Raw genomic sequence first — 19,492 nt, 5'->3', positions numbered from 1 at the left:
GACCGCCGGCCGACCGCGTCGCCGGACGGATGAACGATCGCGACCCGCCGGGCCCTCCGGCGGGTCGCTCCGTCTCGGCCCCGTGGGATCAGGCCGCCGCGATCAATCCTCGGGGATCAAGCCGATATGGCGGGCCTTGAGCTGGAGGCCCAGCAGGCCCGAGTAGAAGCGCGACTGCGCGAGGTTGCCGCCCATGAACCACAGGCCCGGCTCGGCGGTGGGCTTCCACATGTTGCGAAGCTCCCCCTCCCACGGCCCCGGATCGCCGCGCACGCCCGAGCCGTAGCCCCAGCAGCGGCCCACCCGCTCGGCGGTGGCGGGGTCGATCAGGCGGGCGACCCATTCCTCCATCGCGCCGAAGCCGGTGGCGTAGACGATCATGTCTGCGGGCAGCAACTCGCCCGTGTCGAGTTCCACCCCCTCCGCCGTCAGCCGCGCCACGCCCGCGCCCGAGCGCAGGCCGATGCGCCCGTCGATCACCATCGCGCAGGCGCCCACGTCGAAATAATAGCCGGACGCGGTGCGGGGGTATTTCAGCAGGCCCGTCCCGTCCTCGCCGAAGTCCACCTTGAAGCCCACGGCCTCCAGCGCGTCGTAGAACGGCGCCTCGTCCTCGCGGATCTTCGTCCACAGGCGGCGGCTGTTCTCCTCCTGCACCCGGAAGGGGCTGGAGGCGAGCAGCAGGTCCGCCCGGTCGGTGGTGACGCCGCGGTCCACCGCCGCCTGGGAGAACAGCGCGCCGATCAGCACGTCGGTCACCGTGCGCTGCTGGATCACCAGGGTCGAGGAGCGCTGGATCATCACCGGTTTCGCGCCATGGGCCACCAGGTCGGCGGCGATGTCATGGGCGCTGTTGTTGGCCCCGATCACCACCACGCGCCGCCCCTCCAGCCCCTCGCCGCTGGCGAACTGGGAGGAATGCATCTGCACGCCCGCGAACTCCGCCTGGCCGGGGATCTCGGGCAGGCGCGGGAAGCCGGCGTTGCCCACCGCCATCACCAGGTGCGTGGGCGAGAGGGTCAGCGTCTCGTCCCCGCGCTTCAGGGTCACCCGCCAGCCCTCGCCCGAGGGCGCGCGCTGGGCGCCCAGGCACTCGGTCCCCGTCCACACCGCCAGCTCCAGCGCATGGGCGTAGCTCTCCAGCCAGTCGCCCATCTTGTCCTTGGGCGTGAACACCGGCCAGAACTCGGGGAAGGGCATGTAGGGCATGTGGTCGTACCAGACCGGGTCATGCAGGGTCAGCGCCTTGTAGCGCGAGCGCCACTGGTCCCCGACCTTGGGGTGGCGGTCGACCACCAGGTAGGGCACGCCCTGCATCTCGAGCCGCGCGGCCAGCGCCAGCCCCGCCTGGCCGCCGCCCACGATCAGCACGTAGGGCTCGCGCGTCTCGCCGAAGCCGTCGGTCTTGGCCGCCAGCAGCTCCTTCCAGTTGCGCCCCTCGGGGTCGGAGACGAGGCCCGAGCGGCGGCGCCCGCGCAGCGGCTCCTCATGGCCCTTCAGGCCTTCGAGCGTCAGCATCAGCGTGCGGGCGCGGTCCCCGGCCAGGCGGACGTAGCCGCGGCCGTGGCCATGGGCGGTCTCGAAGGCGACGAAGCCCTCCTGCGCGGGATCGGTCCCGGGCTGGAGGGGCGGCGCCTCGGGCGCGATCCGCAGGCCCGCGTCGGCGGCGGGACCGGCGGCGAAGGCGCCCACGGCCGCCGCGCCCTCGAGCGTCTGCAGCGTCCAGCCGGCGGCGACGAAATCGCGCCAGAAGCCGTCCTCGACGAACAGCGCCGCGGCCGCGTCCGCGTCGCGCGCGGCGATCGCCTCGGTCAGCGCGCGGGTCCAGGTTTCGATCGACATCTCGTTTCCCCTCAGTCTTCCGAGACCATCAGCCCGGCGGTCTCGCCCCCGTCCACCGTCACCACGTCGCCCGAGACGTAGCCCGAGCGGGGCGAGACCAGCCAGGCCACCGCCTCGGCCACGTCCTCGGCCTGCCCGAGCCGCGCGAGCGGGATGCGGGCGGTCAAAAGCTCCCGCCGCCCCGGCAGGGACAGGGTGCGGCCCATCATCCGCGTCTCGATCTGGCCGGGGCAGACGGCGTTGATGCGCACGCGCGGCCCGATCTCCAGCGCCAGGCTCTTGGTCAGCCCGATCAGCGCGGCCTTCGAGGCGGTGTAGAGCGCGAGCCCCTTCTCCCCCGCCTTACCCGCCACCGAGGCGATCATCACCACCGAGCCCGCCCCCGCCTCCAGCGCCGGCAGCAGCCGGGCGGTCAGCATCACGGGCGCGCGCAGGTTGAGGTCCATCACCCGGTCGTAGATCGCGTCGTCGGTGGCCGCGAACTGCGCCCGCACCCCCACGCCCGCGTTGTTCACCAGCCCCGAGAGCCGCCCGCCCGAGAGCGCCAGCGCCCGGTCCGCGGCCGCGTGGATGCCGGCGGCGGAGCCGAGGTCCGCCTCGAAATAGGTCGCGCCGGGGATCTCGGCCGCCAGCGCCGCGCCGGCCTGCGCGTCGCGCCCGCAGAACAGGACCGGCCAGCCCTCCTCCGCCATCAGCCGGACGCAGGCCGCCCCGATGCCATGTGTGCCGCCGGTCACCAGGACGGGGGCGGGGTCGGCGGGCGCGAGGGGTCGGGGCATCGGATGTCCTTGGATGAGGGCAGGGAGGAGGAACGGAGAGGGACGTGTCAGACCGGCGGGCGCAGACCGCTCAGGCCCGCCGCCTGCTCGAACGCATGGGCGGCCTGCAGCACGCCCAGGTCGTCGAAGCGCCGCCCGACGATCTGCATGCCCACCGGCAGGCCGGCGGGGGTGAACCCGCAAGGCACCGAGCAGGCCGGATCCCCCGACATGTCGAACGGGTAGGAGAACTCGGCCCAGGCGAGCCAGTCCCACGCGTGCTCCGGCCAGTGGGCCGGCCGCACCCGCTCCACCGGGAAGGCCGCGACCGAGGCGGCGGGGGAGACGAGGAAGTCGTAGCGGTTCAGCGTCTCCGCGATCTCGGCCACGTAGGCGTACTTGCGCTCCCGCCAGGCGAGGTAGTCGGAGGCGGTGTAGTGGGCGCCCTCGCGGATGCAGGCCACGAGGTCGGAGTCCATGCGGTCCTCGAATTCCTCCAGCACCCCGGCGCGCCGGCCCCAGAGCACGGCCCAGAAGAAGCGCCCGATCTCCGGCCCCTTCGGGCCCCAGGCGGGCGAGATCTCCTCGACCTCGGCGCCGAGATCCTCGAACCGGCGGACGGCGGCGGCCACGACCTCGGCCACCTCCGGGTCGACGCGGGCGTGGCCGTAGTCGGGGGACCAGGCGATGCGCTTGCCCTTCAGGGGCGCGTCGAGCCGGGCGGGATAGTCGGCGGGCGGCGCCTCGGCGGAGGTGTGGTCGAGGTGATGGGGCCCGGCCATGACGCGCAGCATCAGGGCCGCGTCGGCCACCGTGCGGGTCATCGGCCCGATGTAGGTGGCGTAGTCGTTCTGGCTGACGGGAATGTGCGGCACCCGCCCGTAGGTGGGCTTGTGCCCGAAGATCCCGCAGAAATGCGCGGGCATGCGGATCGAGCCCGCCCCGTCGGACCCCAGGTGCAGCGGCCCGAACCCCGCCGCCGCCGCCACCGCCGCCCCGGCCGAGGAGGCGCCGGCGTTCAGCCCCCGTCCCCAGGGGTTGTGGGTGACGCCGTTCACCGGGTTGCGGCTGATCCCCGACCAGGCGAGCTCGGACATCGTGGTCTTGCCGATCACCACCGCGCCCGCCTCGCGCAGGCGCGTCACCACCGGGTTGTCGGCCGCGGCCACGCCCTTGCGCAGGGCGAAGGAGCCGGTCTCGGTCTCCTGTCCCGCGACGTCGTAGAAGTCCTTCACGGTGACGGGCACCCCCTCCAGCGGCCGGGCCTCGCCGCGGGCGAGGCGCGCGTCGCTCTCGCGCGCCGCCGCCATCGCCTCGGCCTCCATCACCACGCTGAAGGCGTTCAGCGCGGGGTTCGCCTCGGCGATGCGGCGCAGGACGGCGGCGACCGCCTCGCTGGGCGCAAGCGCGCCCGCGTCGTAGAGCGCGCGCAGTTCGTGGGCGGAGGCGTGGCCGATGTCGGCGTCGGAGGTCGGTGTCGCCAAGACGGAGGCTCCTTCAGCGGCCCGAGAGGGCAGGGACCGGGCGCCGACGCGCCCGGCCCGGTCGGTTCAGCCTCGCGGGGCGGACGCGGCGGCGGCGAGCCGCGCGGCCACCGGGGCGGGCACGGGGGGCAGGTCGGCGTTGCGCGCGCGCAGGTCGAGGAAGGCGGCCTCGGTCGCCTCCAGCACGCGGTCGACGTCGGCCTCGGTCATCGCGGCGTTGGTGAACATGTTGTGGTAGGGGCTCAGCAGGGCGCCGTTGGCGATGGCCACGTCGCAGAAGCGGTAGATGCGGCGCAGCTCGGCGTCCTCCTCGAAGCGGAACAGGGGCATCACCGTCGGGCCGCTCTGCACCAGCCCGAATCCATGGCGGTCGGCCTGCTCGCCCAGCCCCTCGCGCAGGCGGGCGCCGGCGGCGCGCATCCGCGCCAGGTAGCCGCCCTCGGCGATCTGGCGCAGCGTCTCGATCGCCGCGGCCATCGGCGCGCCCGCGAACCAGAACGAGCCGGTGACGTAGATCGAGCCGGCGGCCTCGCGCACCCGCTCCGCCCCCGTCACGGCCGAGATCGGCTGGCCGTTGCCCAGCACCTTGCCCCAGCAGGCGATGTCGGGGGCGACCCCCAGCCCCTCCCACGAGCCGCCGGCGGCGAGGCGGAAGCCGGTGCGCACCTCGTCCATGATCAGCAGCGCGCCGGCCTCGTCGGCCAGCTCCCGCAGGCGGCGGGCGAAGGCGGCCTCGGCGTCGTGCTGGTCCTGGAAGGTCTCGTGCCGGTGGGGCGTGACCATGATCGCGGCCAGGTCGTCGCCCGCCTCCTGCACCGCGGCCTCGAGGCTCTCGGGGTCGTTGTAGTCGAAGTGGCGGACGTGGGCGCGATCCTCGGGCAGCACGCCCGCGGGTCGCGGCGTGCACCAGGGCTGGGCGCCGTGGTAGGTGTTGCGCGCGGTCAGGATCCGCCGCCGCCCGGTGTGGGCGCGGGCCATCATCACCGCCATGCCGGTGGCGTCCGAGCCGTTCTTGCAGAACATCGCCCAGTCGGCCGCGGCGACCTGGGCGACCATCGCCTCGGCCAGCTCCACGAGCAGGGCGGTGGGGCCGGTGCTCGCGTCGCACAGGTCCATCTGCGCCTTCGCCGCCGCCAGCACCCGCGGCTCGCCGTAGCCCAGCAGGTTCGGGCCGTAGGCCGAGAGCAGGTCGACGTACTCGCGCCCGTCCACGTCCCACAGCCGCGTGCCCTGCGCACGGGCGTAGAACTGCGGCGCGCCCGGGGGCGAGAGGGTCGTGGCCATGTGGCCGTACATGCCGTTGGGGATCACGCGCGCCGCCCGGTCGCGCAGGTCCCGATCCATCGTCGCGGAGGGGGTGGTCACGTCGTCGCTTCCTTCGGATGCCCGTCGCCCCCGACGCTACGGCCTGGCCGAATAAATTCCAGCCGCTTTTCTTCGTGAGCCCCTGTCCAGTAGCGCCGCCATCCTCGGCGACGCACGCCGGCGGGCGAAAGCGCCCGGCGGGCCTTTGAGCGCCGCGCGACGGGCGCGTCTCGGGCTTGCCCGGCCGGCTGAGCGGGGGCTTGCGAGCGGTCTCGGGGCGGCCTCTGGCAGTGGAACCTTCGACTAACTCCGCGACCCGTCCTCGAATCGTCTCGGCAGATGTTCGGGCAGGTAGCCGCGCAGGTAGGCGACCGCGGCCGCGCAGCTTTCCTCCAGCGCGGCCTCGGTGATGCGGCGGTGCTCGGCCCAGGACAGCGCCCAGACCCCGTCCCCGATCGAGATCGCGTAGGCCATCCACCGCTCCAGCCCCTCGAGCTCCCCGCAGCGGAAGGCGGCGCGCATCTCGCGGGCGCGGCGGGCGCCGGCGGCAACGTTGCCGCGCAGGTCCATCATCCGCACCTCGGCCGAGACGCCGGCCCCCATGAACAGGCGCAGCGCGTCCGGGTGGCGGTTGAGATGGCCCGCCCCCACCCGCTGCCGGCGGCGCACCAGGTCCTGCCAGGTCTCGGGCGGGGGATCGAGCGACCGGGCGGCGAGCTCGGCCAACGCCTCCAGGCGCCGGCGCGCCAGCGCCACCAGCAGGGCGTTGCGGTTGGTGAAGAAGTGGTAGAGCGAGGGCAGCGGCGCCCCCGCCGCCTGGGCGACGTCGGCGAGGCTGATCTCGCGCCCGTCGTCCTCGGCCAGCAGGTCTCGGGCGGCGTCGAGCAGGGCGTCGAACCGCTCCCGCCCGCGGCGGCGCTGCGGCATCCGCAGGCCGATGGCGCGATAGCGCAACCCGTCGTCCGCCTCGTCAGGCCCCATGCCGCTCTCCGCCCGCGCCGTCCGTCCTCCCCCGTCCTCCCCGGGATCACGCCGCGATGCAAGGCGCGCGGGGGGCGGTCAGGGCGCGCTCACGCCTCCCGCACCTCCGCCATCGCCCGCTCCAGCGCCGCCCAGGCGGGGGGCGTCATCTGGGCGACGTTGACCCGCATGAAGCCGGCGGCGGTCTTCGCGGGGCTGAAGATGTCGCCGGGCGCCAGCACCACGCCCTCGCGCAGCGCCGCGCGGGCGAGGTCGGCGGAGTCGATACCCTCGGGCAGGACGCACCACAGCAGGAACCCGCCGCGGGGGGCGAGCCAGGGCGCGATGCCCATGTCCGCCAGCCGCGCCGTCACCTCCTTGCGGGCGCGCGACAGGCGCCGGCGCAGCCCGTCGAGATGCTTGCGATAGCTGCCGTCGGCCAGCGCGCCGCGCACCAGCTCGGCCGAGATCGGGCTCGGCCCGCCGAAGTTCGTGGCCACCTGCAGGTCGGTCAGCGCCGCGACCAGATCCGCCCCGCCCGCCACGTAGCCCACCCGCGCCGCCGCGGTCAGGGTCTTGGAGAAGGTGCCCACCCGGATCACCCGCTCCAGCCCGTCGAGCGCGGCGAGACGGGGGGAGGGGTCGGGCTCCAGCGCCGCGAAGGTCTCGTCCTCGACGATGGTCAGGTCATGGGCGGCGGCGAGCGTCAGCACCCGGTGCGCGGCCTGGGGGGAGAGGGTCGCGCCGGTCGGATTGTGCAGCGCCGCGTTGGTCAGGTAGAGGCGCGGGCGATGCGCCTCCAGCGCCGCGGCGAAGGCGGCCAGGTCCGGCCCGGTCGGCGTCATCGGGACCGAGACGACCCGCGCCCGGCAGACCCGCAGCAACGCCTGGAAGTTGAAGTAGCACGGATCGTCCACCAGCACCGCGTCGCCCGGGCGCAGCAGGCAGCGGCACACGAGATCCAGCGACTGCGAGCCCGAGGCGGTCAGCACGAAGGCCTCCGGCCCCACGTCCAGCCCCTCCTCCGCCGCCTGCCGCGCCAGCATCCGGCGCAGCTCCACCGGGCCGGCGGCGGCGCCGTAGTCGGCCAGCAGCGCGTCGGGGCCCCGCGCCAGCTCGCGCAGCGCGCGGCGCAGGGAAGCCTGGGGCATCCAGTCCGCCGGCAGCCAGCCGCAGCCGGGCTTGGCCGCCTCCGGCCCCGCGTCGAGCGACTGGCGCGAGACCCAGAACGGGTCCAGCTCCCGCATCCGCGGCGGCTCGGGCGCGCGCAGGTCGAGCGAGGGGGCGGTCCCGCAGACGTAGAAGCCCGAACCGGGGCGCGAGCGGATCAGCCCCTCGGCCGCCAGCCGGTCGTAGGCCTCGACCACCGTCGAGGGCGACAGGCCCATGCTCTGCGCGAAACGCCGGATCGAGGGCAGGCGCTCCCCCGGGGCGAGGGCGCGGCTGTCGATCCGACGGCGGATCGCCTGCATCGCCTCGGTGGTGCGCGCGCCGCCCGCCATCTCGATCCGTACCCCTCTGCGCACCCATACAGTTCGGTGCGATCGTACCGCTCCGTCCCTGTGCGCGCCAGAGGGCGAGGGCTATGCCGGCCGCTGAGAACCGAGCGTGGCGACGGGACGGGAGCGGCAGGCGATGCGGATGGGCGAGGGATGGGGCAGCGGGCTGGTCGGGGTGCTGATCTTCTCCGGCTCGCTGCCGGCGACGCGGGTGGCGGTGGGGGGCTTCTCGCCCCTGTTCCTCACCTCGGCGCGCGCGGTGATCGCGGCGGCGCTGGGGGCGCTGCTGCTGGCGGCGCTGCGCCAGGCGCGGCCGGCGCGCGCGGACCTGGGGCCGCTCGCGATCGTGGCGGGGGGCGTGGTGGTGGGCTTCCCGCTGCTGACCGCGCTGGCGCTCCAGCACATGACCTCGGCGCGCTCCATCGTGTTCATCGGGCTGCTGCCGCTGGCGACCGCGCTCTTCGCCGTGTTCCGGGGCGGGGAGCGGCCCTCGCCCGTGTTCTGGCTGTTCTCGGGCGCGGGGGCCGCGACGGTGGCGGGTTTCGCCTGGATGCGCAGCGCGCCGGGGGGCGCCGTGGGGGACCTCCTGATGCTCGCCGCCGTCGCGGTCTGCGGCCTGGGCTATGCCGAGGGCGCGCGGCTGTCGCGGCGGCTGGGGGGCTGGCAGGTGATCTCCTGGGCGCTGGCGCTCTCGGCCCCGGCGATGGCGGCGGTGATGCTCGCCGCCTGGCCCGCGGGCTTCGCGCAGGTCGAGGGGCCGCAGTGGCTGGGCCTCGCCTACGTCTCGGTGTTCAGCATGCTGGTGGGCTTCGTGTTCTGGTATCGCGGCCTCGCCCGCGGAGGGATCGCGGGGGTGGGGCAGCTCCAGCTCCTGCAGCCCTTCTTCGGCCTGATGCTCGCCGCGGCCCTGCTGGGCGAGCCGGTCGGCCCCGGCATCTGGGCGGTGACCGGCGCGGTGGTCCTGTGCGTGGCGGGCGCGAAGCGCTTCGCGTGAACCCCGCAGGCCCCCCGGCGGCTCCCTGTTCATCAAGCTGACGCAAGGTCACTTTACGTTGACGCACCCTGCGGCGAGGGCGCATCCTGACCGGGCCCATCGACGGGATGGGCGTGTGTTGGGAGGGTGCGTGATGAGCGAGGAACTCAGGCCGGGGTTCTACATCAAGACGGCGGTCCAGAGGGCGCTCGACTCCGGCGGCGACATCGACGACGCCGTGCAGGTGACGATCTCGCAGCTTGGGATCGGACGGTCGCGGTCCGCCCCGTCGGACGACGGCGGCGACTCGCCCCCGGACGACTTCGGCTACGACGTCCGCGGGGACGACGACGGCCTGTTCTGAGACGACCTCGCGCCGGCCGCCGCGGCCGGCTTCGCCCGTCCCGCCGGCCGGCGGGGCGGGAAGATTTCAGGCGAGCGCGTCCCAGCGCCGCCAGGCGGCGGGCAGCTCCGCGCCGAACCGCGCCTCGCAGTACGCGTATTGCCCGGCCAGCGCCCGGCGGAAGGCCCGGGCCGCGGCCTCGGGCAGGGGGGCCTTCAGCTTCGCCTCGTTCCAGCGCGTCTGCGCGTCGATCGCGGGCGAGGGGATCTCCAGCCACCGGAACAGCCGCGCGACGCCCTCGCCGGTCAGCGTCTCATGGAACAGGAGCAGGCGGTCCTCGGGCGCGAAGACCTCCTCCAGCGCCTCGATCACGCCGCGGTAGTCGGCGCGCGCCATCACCGCGGGTTCCTCCAGCAGCGACGGCCAGTCGACGCGCGGATCGACGTCCCGCCCCAGCTGCGGCAGCAGGCGCAGGTGCGACCACAGCCGCTCCACCGGATCGCGCATCACGAACAGCAGGCGCGGGCGCAGGCCCTGGCTCTCGCAGAAGCGGCGGATCTCGGCGAAGCCCGCGGCGCCGATGGCGGCGTAGGCGGGCGTCAGGTCGGCCAGCGCCCGGGTCCCGGGCCGCACGAGGGCCGCGAAATGCGCGAAATAGGCGTCGTCGTCGTAGACCATCCGCGCCCGGTCCAGGCTGGCGCGGAAGGCCGGGCGGCGGCGCAGGTTCTCGACCGGGTCGCCCGGCTGGTCGAGATGCCAGGCGAGCCGGCGCAGCGCCAGCTCGTCCACGTCCATGATCGCCTGCGCCGGGAAACGAGCGTCGAAGAAGTGCACTTCCTTGAGGGGCGAGACCGCGACCTGCGGCGCCTCGCGCAGCTGGGCGTAGAGCCAGCTGGTGCCCGCGCGCATCGCCCCCACGCAGACCAGGAAGTCCTTGCCCTCCAGCTCGGCATGGCGCCTGAGCGCGCGCATCCCATCCCCTCCGCTCCCGACCGCGCCTGCGGGCGGGGAAAACCGGGCCGCCGCGTGGGGTGCGGCGGCCCGGGGCGCATCGGCCAGCCGGTCAGGAGGCGGCGAGCCGCACGCGTCGGTTGTCGTGCCAGATCCAGGCGGCGAGCGCGATCGAGACCGCGCCCCCCGCCAGCGTGGTGGCCAGGCCCGGGAAGCAGAAGGCGAAGCCCGCCGCCGCCAGCGGCAGCCGCAGCACGGGCCTCACCCGGCCCACGCCCAGCAGCCAGCCCTCGAGCCCGCCCGACAGCACGATGATGCCCACGATGATCGAGGGCAGCACCCAGATCAGCGGCGTCAGGTCCCCCTGCAGCACCAGCGCCGGCTGGAACAGGAAGAACAGCGGCACGAAGTAGATCACCACCCCCAGCCGCATCGCGGTGAAGGAGGTCTTCATCGGCTTCGCCCCCGCGATGGTCGCAGCAAGGAACGCCGCGGCCCCCACCGGCGGCGTGATGACCGAGAGCATGGCGTAGTAGACGATGAAGAAATGCACCGCGATCCGGTCGAGCCCGCCCACCTCGATGATCGCGGGCGCGAGCGTCACGGCGAGGAAGATGTAGGCCACGATCGCAAGGCCCGCCATGCCCATCACGAAGCAGGCCAGCACCCCGAAGAAGACGATCATGTAGATGTTGCCGCCCCCCATCGCCACGAGGCCGGAGGTCAGCGAGCCCGTCACCCCGGTGATCGTCAGCGCCGAGACCACGAAGGCGATGGGCAGGATGATCGCCGCGGTCTGGGTGACCAGGACGCCGATCTGGCGCGCCGTCTCGAACAGGCGGCGCGGGGTCATCATCGTCTCGCGGTTGAGGAACGACAGCGCGATCATCAGCACGCAGGCGTACCAGGGCGCGTAATACTCCCACCGCATGTAGAGCAGGCCCCAGATCAGGAAGGCCAGCACCGACAGGTACGGCCACCCCCGCACCAGGACCTGGCGCAGGGCGGGGCCGCGGTTGACCGCCTCGCCCTTCATGCCCGTGCGCGCGGCGTAGGCGTCCACCTGCAGCATCAGACCGAAGTAGAACAGCAGCGAGGGCAGGATCGCCGCGATCATCACGGTCGCGTAGTCCACCCCGATGGTGATCGCCATGACGAAGGCGATGGCCCCCATGACGGGGGGCATCACCACGCCGCCGGTGGAGGCGCAGGCCTCGATCGCGGCGGCGTAATGGGCGGGATAGCCCACCTTCTTCATCGTGGGGATGGTGATCGACCCGGTGCCCGCAATGTTCGAGAAGATCGAGCCCGAGAGCGAGCCGAAGAAGCCCGAGGCCACGATCGAGACCTTGGCGGGCCCGCCCCGGAAGCGCCCGAAGCCGGCGTTGGCGAGGTCGATGAAGAACTGTCCCGCTCCGGTGGCCAGCAGCACGCCCGCGAAGACCAGGAAGCCTAGGATGATCTCGGCCACGATCTTGGTGGTGATCCCCATCATGCCCTCGGCGCGGAAGACATGCGCCTCGATCATCCGCTCGAAGCTGTAGGGGATGCCCATCAGCAGGCCCGGGAAGCGGTCGGCGACCAGCGGGTAGAGGCCCAGCAGCACCACCACCGCCAGGAACGGCAGCCCGCCCGAGCGGCGCGCGACCTCGAGCATCAGCAGCCACATCACCACGCCCGCAGGGATGTTGGTCCAGCCCGCCTGCAGGATGTCCCAGGCGTGGGTCGCGAACCAGAAGCTGACGGCGAGGGCCGCGACGGCCGCGACCATGTCGTAAATCGGCATCTTCTTCTGGCCCGCGTGCGCGGGCAGGGCCACGAAGGCCGCGGCGGTGAACAGGCCGATGAAGATCCAGTAGTACTGCCCCTCCAGCAGCCGCCCCCCGGCGATGGGGATGCCGAAGACGTAGGCGAGCCCCGTCCCCAGCCCCGCGAGGCACAGGACCACGAAGAGGATGGAGACGGGCGAGAACAGCTCGCCCAGGCGCGTGATCTCGGAAGGGGGCAGCGACTCCTCGGGCGGAGGAACGGCGGCGGCGTCGGTCATGGCGAGGGTCCGGTCGAAGGGGAAGGCGCAGGGGAAACCTGCGGCGCGGACGCGCCGCAGGCGGCGCGGCGGGAGGGCGCGGAGGCCCGGGCGGCGGCGCGCGGCCGTCCGCCCGGACCGGCCGGCCTCAGAGCCGCGAGCGGAAGCCCTCGAGCCCCTCGGTGTGCTTCTCGATGATCCCCAGGAAGGCCTCGTCCTGGAAATCGGCCCGGATTCCCTTCTCCTGCGCCTCGGCCATGGCGGCCTTCCGGGCCGCGATCCAGGCGTCCATCTTCTCGGCGGCGGCCTGGTTCCAGACGTCGTCGGCGTCGGTCCACTGGCCAATCTCGCGCAGGTAGCGCACCGTCCCCTCGTGCACGGGCAGGGGCGAGCGGTCGAGGTAGCCGCGGAACAGCTCCAGCGACATGCGCGCCGCCAGCGGGTGCGTGCCGGAATAGGCGTCGAAGGATTCATGGAAGAACTTCGCCATGTTGTAGACGAAGTCCGCATCCGCGTCCGCCGCCACCGAGTAGACGAAGTTCGAGGTCACGCCGTCAATCCCGTGGGCGGTCTTCACCCCCATGGTGATCTTGGACGGCACCAGCATCGGGCGATGCGCGAGGTAGCCGGCCCAGCCCTCCTTGTCGTCGAGCGGCATCGGCAGCCAGCGGATCGAACCGGGCGCCCCCTCCATCTCCGACAGGACCGAGGAGATCGGCGCGCAATAGGCCACGTCCGACTTGCCCTCGACCACCGAGCGGCAGTTCTCGGCGTAGCTCGAGGCGGGCACGAAGGAGATCGTCTCCGCCGCCTCCTCGGGCGACATGCCCAGGAAGGCGGGCAGGGCCTTGGTCACGGTCAGCGACATCGGGGGCGAGAACATGCCCTCGGTCACCCGCACGCCGCCCTTCTTGAGGTCGGCGAGGCTCTGGATCGAGGAATCCCCCGCGGTGACGTAGCCCCAGGGCGTGTCGTTGTGGTGCCACAGCAGCCGCTGGGCGGCCGGGGGCGTGGCCGCGTAGCCGCCGATCCCCTGGATCTGGAAGCGCATCTCCGCGGCCGAGACCGAGGTGATCGCGATGTCCTTGCGGTCGGTCAGCCGGCGGTAGCGCATCGGCTCGTTGTCCTCGGGCACCACGCGCACGGTGGGGCCCTTCTCCTTCTGCAGGATCGGCGCCCAGCCGTTGGTCGAGGCGAAGCTGCCGCTCGAGGTGCCGGGCGTGCCGATCACCAGCAGGCGGGGCCATTCGTAGTCCTGGGACGACGCGGGCGCGCCGAAGGCGAGAAGGGCGGCGGCCGCCAGCAGCGTGGCGGCGCCTGCGCGGGGCGCGAGGCGGTTCATGACGTTATCTCCTCCCTGGACGACCTTCGAGGGCCGCCATCTTGTCGTTCGATCGCGGACCCGCGGTTTCGCGGGCCCGGGCCGGAACTCGCTTGCGGCGCGTCCTGACGATCGTCAGCTTCGCCCGGCGCGTGCGGTTTCGTCAATGAACTTCCGGCGGCTGCGCACAGGCCGTTCATCCCCCGTAGCCTTCGGCCGCGGGAGGGGCGTTCGGAGCGCGCAAAGCTTCCGCAGCGTCGCGCTTCAGGCCGGGGACCGGGCCGGGCGCAGGCGGGCCAGCACCGCCTCGACGGCCGCCATCACGCCGCGCGGGCCGCTCCACAAGGTGCCGTGGCCGCCGTACATGCGCGGCGCGCCGCGGGCGAAGTCGGCGGCGCCGAAGATGAAGGTCGGCTCCACGATCGCGCGGCCGTCGGCGCGCAGGCGGGCGGCGTTGCGCCGGATCGCGGGATCCTCCCACATCGTCTGGTTCATCGCCGGGATCAGCAGCGTGGGGGCCGAGGCCGCCGCCACGCACAGCGACAGCAGGTCCGAGCAGGCGCCCTGCGCGATGCGCGCCATCGCGTTCGCGGTCGCCGGCAGCACCACGATCGCGTCCGCCCCGCGGGGCAGGTCCACGTGGGGCACGCGAATCTCGTCGCGCCGCTCGAAGGCGTCGGTGAAGGTGCGGATGCCGTAGGCCTCCAGCAGGTCGGGGGCGAGGAAGCGCCGGGCCGAGGCGGTCAGGATCGCGTCGAGCCGCCCCTGGAACCCCGCGTAGCGCAGGCTGAGCAGGGTCTGGGGGACCAGCCCCGCCACCACGCTGCCGCAGCAGCCCACCAGCAGCCCCTCGCAGGCGCGGGCGCGGGGCGCGAAGCTGAAGGCGGGGCTCCGCTCCATCGTCTCGCAGAGGCGCCGCTCCAGCGCCGCCGCGTCCGCGCGCAGCAGGTGGCCCTCGGCGACCAGCCGCTCGACCATCGCGGCGTCGAGCTCGGGCGGCGCGTCGGACGCGTCCGCGAGGCCCGCGGCGGGCGTCGGGGCGCAGAGGCGCTGGAGCCAGGCGGACCAGGCCTCCGGCGCCTCGGTCCGGATCGTGCGGAGCGGCGCGTCGGGGGCGGCGAAGAGCACCGCGTCGCGGGTGGTCACGACGACATGGGCGGGATTGCGCACGAGGGCCGCGCTCATCGCGCCGGACCCTCCGCGCCCCGGCCCGGGCGGCGCAGGACGATGCGGTGCTGAGGCTCGCCCCGGAACTCCAGCCCGAACTCGCCCACCCGCTCGAACCCCAGGGTCCGGCCCAGGTGCAGGACCGGGCCGATGCGGCGGCGCGTGCGCACGTAGACGGCGGGGCAGGCCGCGATGGCGGGCAGGGCGAGCCAGTCCTCCACCAGCCGCCGCGCCAGCGAGGCCCGCGGCCCCGCCCCGCAGGCCAGCCGCAGCCCCTGCGCGCGCGGCACGATGCCGATGTAGGCCAGCAGCCCGTCGCCCGCCTGCGCCCCGTGGGTCGCGAGGCCGTAGCCCTCGATCATGCCCGCATCCAGCGCCGCGCCGACGACGCAGCCCAGCACCGGGCCGCCGTCCCCCTCCCGCGCGGCCAGCGCCACGATCCCCGGGCCCAGCCCCGCCACCACGCCGCGGGCGGAGTGGGGATCGTCCGCCGTTCCCAGCGGCATCGGCGCGCTGCGCCACAGGCCGCTCGAGAACGCCTCGGCCAGGCACCGCGCGCTCGCCTCCAGCGCGGCGCGGTCGTCGGGGGCGACCGGTTCGATCACCGGGCGCGGATCGGCGCGGGCTGCTGCTGACGGTTCGACCATGCTCTCCGGGCCGGACGCCTGGACGCCGCCCCCTCCCCCAAAGACGCTTACCTTGGGTCAGCGTAGCGCCGCGAGGCGGAGGGGTCACGGACGGTCTGGCCCGGATTCGCGTTAATCGACCGGGGCTTGGCCGCGGGGATGCGGCCCCGCGGCCGGGGGCGGATCAGCCCGCCCCCTCGGCCAGCTCCGCCAGCAGCGCGGTCTTGAGCTTGTATTTCTCGACCTTGCTGGTGGGGGTGACGGGCAGCGCCTCGACGATGCGGATGTGGCGCGGGCGCATGTAGCGGGGCATCACCGCCTCGGCGTGCGCGCGCAGGCTCGCCTCGTCGGGACGGGCGCCGTCATGGGGCTCGATGAAGACGGCGATGTCGTCCTCGTCGCCCTCCTGCGCGGGGATCGGCACCGCCGCGCAAGCACGAACCTCGGGGTGGCGGGCCATCGAGGTCTCGACCTCGAAGGACGACACGTTCTCCCCCCGCACCCGGAAGAAGCCGCCCATCCGGTCGATGAAGACGTGCCCGTTGCGCGCCGGGTCCACCAGCTTCACCGCGTCGCCGGTGTGGAACCAGCAGTTCTTCAGCACCTTCAGCGTCGCCTCGGGCTTGTTGAGGTAGCCCACCGGCAGGATCCCCGGAACCTTCGGGCGCAGGCACAGCTGCCCCACCTGGCCCGCCGCCACCGGCCGGTCGTCCTCGTCCAGCACCGCGACCTCGTAGAGGGGGGAGGGACTGCCCATGATCCCCTTGGGCAGATCCTCGCGCCCGTCGTAGAGGATGCGCCCCGTCTCGGCCGCCCGGGCGCGGACCTCGGCCTTCGTCAGGCCCCGGCGCCATTCCTCGGGCTTCGCCTCCGCGTCGGGAAACTCGTCGATCAGGGCCGAGAACACGTGCCCCGCCTCGGTCTGGCCGAAGCCCACGGTCATGAAGTCGATCCCGAAGCGCTCGGCGAAGGCGTGGTGCTGGGCGCTGTAGGGCTGGATGTGGATCTTGCGCAGGGTGTGGGCGCGGTCGTCGTCCGTGGGCGGCTGGGCCATCAGGCGCGGCACCATGACGTCGAGCAGGATGCCCGCGGTCGCCCCCACCTCGTGCACCCGGTCCCAGAAGCGGGCGGGGCTGAAGCGGTCCCACAGGCCCACGGTGTTGCCGTTCCACACCGCCCGGCCGAGCATGAAATAGGCCCCGCCCACATGATAGAGCGGCAGGTCGCAGTAGATCACGTCCTCGGGCGCGTCGAAGCCGCGGAACATCTGGGTGTACTGGTTGATCCAGCGATAGGTCTGCAGCACCCCCTTCGCCGGCCCCGTGGTGCCCGAGGTGTAGATGATCGAGCAGGGATCGTGCGGGCCGCGCTCGACCTGCGGCGGCGCCTCGTCCCGCTCCAGCGCGTCGAGGCGGATGGCGTCGGCCGGGGCGAGGCGGGCGACCGTCTCCGCCTGGCCCTCGATCTCGCCATGGGCGCCGGGGCCGGGGATGTGCAGCACCGTCCGCTCCGCCCGCCAGTCGCCCGCGATCGCCTCCAGCGTCTCGAGGAAGCTCGCGTCGGTGATCAGGAGGCGGGGGTCGGCGTCGGTCAGCTGGTAGGAGAGGAGCGCGCCCGTGAGGTTGAAGTTCACCGGCGCGAAGATCGCCCCCGCCCGCCAGATCGCGAACATCGAGAGCGCGGTGACCAGCGCGTTGCGCGTCAGCACCGCCACCCGGTCGCCGGGCCGCACGCCCGCGTGGGCGAGCCCCGCGGCCATGCGCGAGGCGCGCCGCGCGGCCTCGCCGTAGGTCACCTGCGTGCCGTCCTCGCCGTAGTGGAGGAACACCTTGTCGGGATGAGCCGCGGCCGCCTGGTCGAGCTTGTCGAGGATGATCTCCCCGTCGCGGGTCAGCAGGTCGAGCAGGGCGGCGGGGTCTTCGACGCTCATCGCGCGCCCTCCGCGGTCCGGGCGCGCATCGCCAGGCGGCCGGCCGTGCGGCGCCCTGTTGCCTTGAGCATGATCTCCTCCCGTGTCGGGCGGCCTCTCGGGGGGCCGCCTTGATAAGGGACAGGGATCACTTTTTCCCGCCGGGTGTCAAACGCGGCGAAGGGGGGCCTGGCCGGACCGGCGCAGGCCGCCGGGCGCGCCCGGAAGCGGCGCCCGGCGGGGCGAGGGCGGGCCGCGCGAGGCCCCGGGTCAGGCCCGGGGCGCCGCGGGCGGGCAAGCCCCCGGGTCGAGCCCGAGGTGCGCCGCGGGCGGGCGAGGCGCCGCCCCCCTCAGGCCTCGGGGAAGTGGCAGGCGGCGTGGGTGGGGGCGCCGGAAAGTTCCGGCCGCTCCTTCCGGCAGATGTCCTGCACCTTCCAGCAGCGCGGCGCGAAGGGGCAGCCGTCGGGGACCGCGAGCGGCGAGGGCAGCTCCCCCTCCAGCTTGATCCGGTTGCGCTTCTCGCGCGGGTCGGCCTTGGGCGTGGCGGACAGCAGGGCGCGGGTGTAGGGGTGGCGCGGGGCGGCGAAGACGTCGTCCCGCGTCCCGATCTCCACCGGCCGGCCCAGGTACATCACCGCCACCTTGTCGGCCATGTGCTTCACCACCGACAGGTCGTGGCTGATGAACAGGTAGGCGAGGTCCAGCCGCTCCTGCAGGTCGATCAGCAGGTTGAGGATCTGGCTCTGCACCGAGAGGTCGAGGGCCGAGACCGGCTCGTCCAGCACCAGCACCTTCGGATCCAGCATCAGCGCGCGGGCCACCGCGATGCGCTGGCGCTGGCCGCCGGAGAACATGTGCGGATAGCGGTCGTAGTGCTCCGGGCGCAGGCCGGTCAGGGCCAGCACCTCGCGCGCGCGCCGCTCCCGCTCGGCCTTGGGCATGTCGGGGCGGTTGATCAGCAGCGGCTCCTCGAGGATCGAGCCGATGCGCTGGCGCGGGTTGAGCGAGCCGTAGGGGTCCTGGAAGACGATCTGCACGTCGGTGCGCAGGCGCTTGAGCGCCGCGCCCTCGGCCTTCACGCCGCCGATCTCGAACTCGCCGCCGGTGGGCGGCTCGATCATCGCGACAAGGCGCGCGAGGGTGGACTTGCCGCAGCCGCTCTCGCCCACCACCGCCAGCGTCTCGCCGGCGTGGAGGGTGAAGGAGGCCTCGGACAGCGCCTTCACCGTGCGCGGCTTGCCCAGGAAGCCGCCCTTCACCTCGTACCAGCGCGAGAGGTTGCGCGCGACGAGCGCGGGGACGGCCTCGACTGCGGCCGGGGCCTGGGCCTGGGCCTGGGACTGGACGCTCATGCCTCGACCTCCGCGGTCTGGGTCAGGGGATAGTGGCAGCGCGCGCAGCCCAGCTCCGCCGAGGCGGGGACGGGCGGCACGGTGCGGCAGCGCTCGTCCGCGAAGCGGCAGCGCGGCGCGAAGAGGCACCCGTCGGGCCGGTCGAACTGGCCGGGGACCACGCCGGGGATGGTGGGCAGGCGCCGCTCGGTCGCGCGCTCGGGCAGGGCGGCTAGCAGGGCCGCGGTGTAGGGGTGGCGCGGGGTGGTGAAGAGGGGGATCGCCGCCTGCTCCTCCACCTTCTGGCCCGCATACTGCACCTGCACCCGCTCCGCCGTCTCGGCCACCACGCCCATGTCGTGGGTGATCAGGATCAGGCCCATCCCCTTCTCCCGCTGCAGGCTGGTCAGCAGCTCGAGGATCTGGGCCTGGATGGTGACGTCGAGCGCGGTGGTCGGCTCGTCGGCGATCAGCAGCTTGGGGTCGCAGGCGAGCGCCATGGCGATCATCACCCGCTGGCTCATGCCGCCCGAAAGCTGGTGGGGGAAGGCGCGCAGCCGCGCCTCGGGGTCGGGGATGCCGACGAGATCGAAGAGCTCCACCGCCCGCCGGTGCCGCGCCTTGCGGTCGAGGCCGGTGTGCAGGCGCAGCGCCTCCTTGATCTGGAAGCCCGCGGTGAAGCAGGGGTTCAGCGAGCTCATCGGCTCCTGGAAGATCATCGACATGTCGCGGCCGATGATCCGCCGGCGCGCCTTGGCGGACATGCCCAGCAGGTCGTGCCCGTCGAAGCGCATCGCCTCGGCGGTGATCTTCGCGGTCCAGGGCAGAAGGCCCATCATCGCGAGCATCGAGACCGACTTGCCCGAGCCGCTCTCGCCCACGATGGCCAGCAGCTCGCCCTGGTCGACCGTCACGTCCACCCCGTCCACGGCCCGGAAGGCGCCGCCGGCGGTGGCGAACTCGACGCTCAGGTTGCGGATTTCGAGAAGCGCCATGG

The 19,492-nt window shown here is 73.6% G+C and carries 16 protein-coding genes; 2 read left to right on the top strand and 14 right to left on the bottom strand.

Features of this window, described 5'->3' with window-relative positions; all coding sequences use genetic code 11:
* Nucleotides 1–102: 102 nt before the first annotated feature.
* The 6 genes from P2H44_RS04260 to P2H44_RS04235 form a co-directional block, all read right to left on the bottom strand.
* Complete coding sequence (locus tag P2H44_RS04260) at nt 103–1,842, bottom strand: flavin-containing monooxygenase (protein WP_275762199.1); 1,740 nt, start codon at nt 1,840–1,842, stop codon at nt 103–105.
* A gap of 11 nt (nt 1,843–1,853) precedes the next feature.
* Nucleotides 1,854–2,621 (bottom strand): SDR family NAD(P)-dependent oxidoreductase, encoded by a 768-nt coding sequence (locus P2H44_RS04255; RefSeq protein ID WP_275762198.1) that lies wholly within the window; start codon nt 2,619–2,621, stop codon nt 1,854–1,856.
* 47 nt (nt 2,622–2,668) lie between these two features.
* A complete protein-coding gene (locus tag P2H44_RS04250; RefSeq protein ID WP_275762197.1) occupies nt 2,669–4,084 on the bottom strand; it encodes an amidase in 1,416 nt (471 codons plus the stop codon).
* Nucleotides 4,085–4,150: 66 nt separating this feature from the next.
* The gene (locus P2H44_RS04245) at nt 4,151–5,449 is read right to left on the bottom strand and encodes an aminotransferase class III-fold pyridoxal phosphate-dependent enzyme (RefSeq protein WP_275762196.1); all 1,299 of its coding nucleotides are present in this window, start codon (nt 5,447–5,449) and stop codon (nt 4,151–4,153) included.
* Between the two features lie 243 nt (nt 5,450–5,692).
* On the bottom strand, nt 5,693–6,370 hold the full coding sequence (locus tag P2H44_RS04240; RefSeq protein ID WP_275762195.1) for a TetR/AcrR family transcriptional regulator: 678 nt from the start codon (nt 6,368–6,370) through the stop codon (nt 5,693–5,695).
* 89 nt (nt 6,371–6,459) lie between these two features.
* On the bottom strand, nt 6,460–7,875 hold the full coding sequence (locus P2H44_RS04235) for an aminotransferase-like domain-containing protein (protein ID WP_275762194.1): 1,416 nt from the start codon (nt 7,873–7,875) through the stop codon (nt 6,460–6,462).
* A gap of 115 nt (nt 7,876–7,990) precedes the next feature.
* Between P2H44_RS04235 and P2H44_RS04230 the strand changes: the two genes are divergently transcribed.
* Both P2H44_RS04230 and P2H44_RS04225 read left to right on the top strand, forming a co-directional pair.
* Nucleotides 7,991–8,842: a DMT family transporter gene (locus P2H44_RS04230; RefSeq protein WP_275762193.1), complete on the top strand. Its 852-nt coding sequence runs from the start codon at nt 7,991–7,993 to the stop codon at nt 8,840–8,842.
* Nucleotides 8,843–8,975: 133 nt separating this feature from the next.
* Complete coding sequence (locus P2H44_RS04225; RefSeq protein WP_275762192.1) at nt 8,976–9,185, top strand: hypothetical protein; 210 nt, start codon at nt 8,976–8,978, stop codon at nt 9,183–9,185.
* A gap of 66 nt (nt 9,186–9,251) precedes the next feature.
* Here P2H44_RS04225 and P2H44_RS04220 read toward each other — a convergent pair whose 3' ends face one another.
* From P2H44_RS04220 to P2H44_RS04185, 8 genes are all read right to left on the bottom strand, one after another.
* Nucleotides 9,252–10,136, bottom strand: a complete 885-nt coding sequence (locus P2H44_RS04220) for a sulfotransferase (RefSeq protein WP_275762191.1) — start codon at nt 10,134–10,136, stop codon at nt 9,252–9,254.
* A 91-nt stretch (nt 10,137–10,227) separates the two neighbouring features.
* A complete protein-coding gene (locus P2H44_RS04215; protein WP_275762190.1) occupies nt 10,228–12,162 on the bottom strand; it encodes a TRAP transporter permease in 1,935 nt (644 codons plus the stop codon).
* Between the two features lie 127 nt (nt 12,163–12,289).
* On the bottom strand, nt 12,290–13,483 hold the full coding sequence (locus tag P2H44_RS04210) for a TAXI family TRAP transporter solute-binding subunit (RefSeq protein WP_275762189.1): 1,194 nt from the start codon (nt 13,481–13,483) through the stop codon (nt 12,290–12,292).
* A 243-nt stretch (nt 13,484–13,726) separates the two neighbouring features.
* Nucleotides 13,727–14,647 (bottom strand): flavoprotein, encoded by a 921-nt coding sequence (locus P2H44_RS04205; protein ID WP_275762188.1) that lies wholly within the window; start codon nt 14,645–14,647, stop codon nt 13,727–13,729.
* Nucleotides 14,644–15,276 carry a hypothetical protein gene (locus tag P2H44_RS04200; protein WP_275762187.1) on the bottom strand — a complete coding sequence of 211 codons (633 nt, stop codon included), beginning with the start codon at nt 15,274–15,276 and terminating at the stop codon, nt 14,644–14,646. Before P2H44_RS04200 ends, P2H44_RS04205 begins: the two co-directional genes overlap by 4 nt.
* A gap of 163 nt (nt 15,277–15,439) precedes the next feature.
* The gene (locus P2H44_RS04195) at nt 15,440–17,185 is read right to left on the bottom strand and encodes an AMP-binding protein (RefSeq protein ID WP_275762186.1); all 1,746 of its coding nucleotides are present in this window, start codon (nt 17,183–17,185) and stop codon (nt 15,440–15,442) included.
* A 329-nt stretch (nt 17,186–17,514) separates the two neighbouring features.
* Complete coding sequence (locus tag P2H44_RS04190; RefSeq protein ID WP_275762185.1) at nt 17,515–18,516, bottom strand: ABC transporter ATP-binding protein; 1,002 nt, start codon at nt 18,514–18,516, stop codon at nt 17,515–17,517.
* The gene (locus P2H44_RS04185) at nt 18,513–19,490 is read right to left on the bottom strand and encodes an ABC transporter ATP-binding protein (protein ID WP_275762184.1); all 978 of its coding nucleotides are present in this window, start codon (nt 19,488–19,490) and stop codon (nt 18,513–18,515) included. Before P2H44_RS04185 ends, P2H44_RS04190 begins: the two co-directional genes overlap by 4 nt.
* Nucleotides 19,491–19,492 lie beyond the last annotated feature (2 nt).

The organism is Albimonas marina (assembly GCF_029223255.1).
Taxonomy (GTDB): domain Bacteria; phylum Pseudomonadota; class Alphaproteobacteria; order Rhodobacterales; family Rhodobacteraceae; genus Albimonas.
This window is presented reverse-complemented; position numbering and strand designations above follow the sequence as displayed.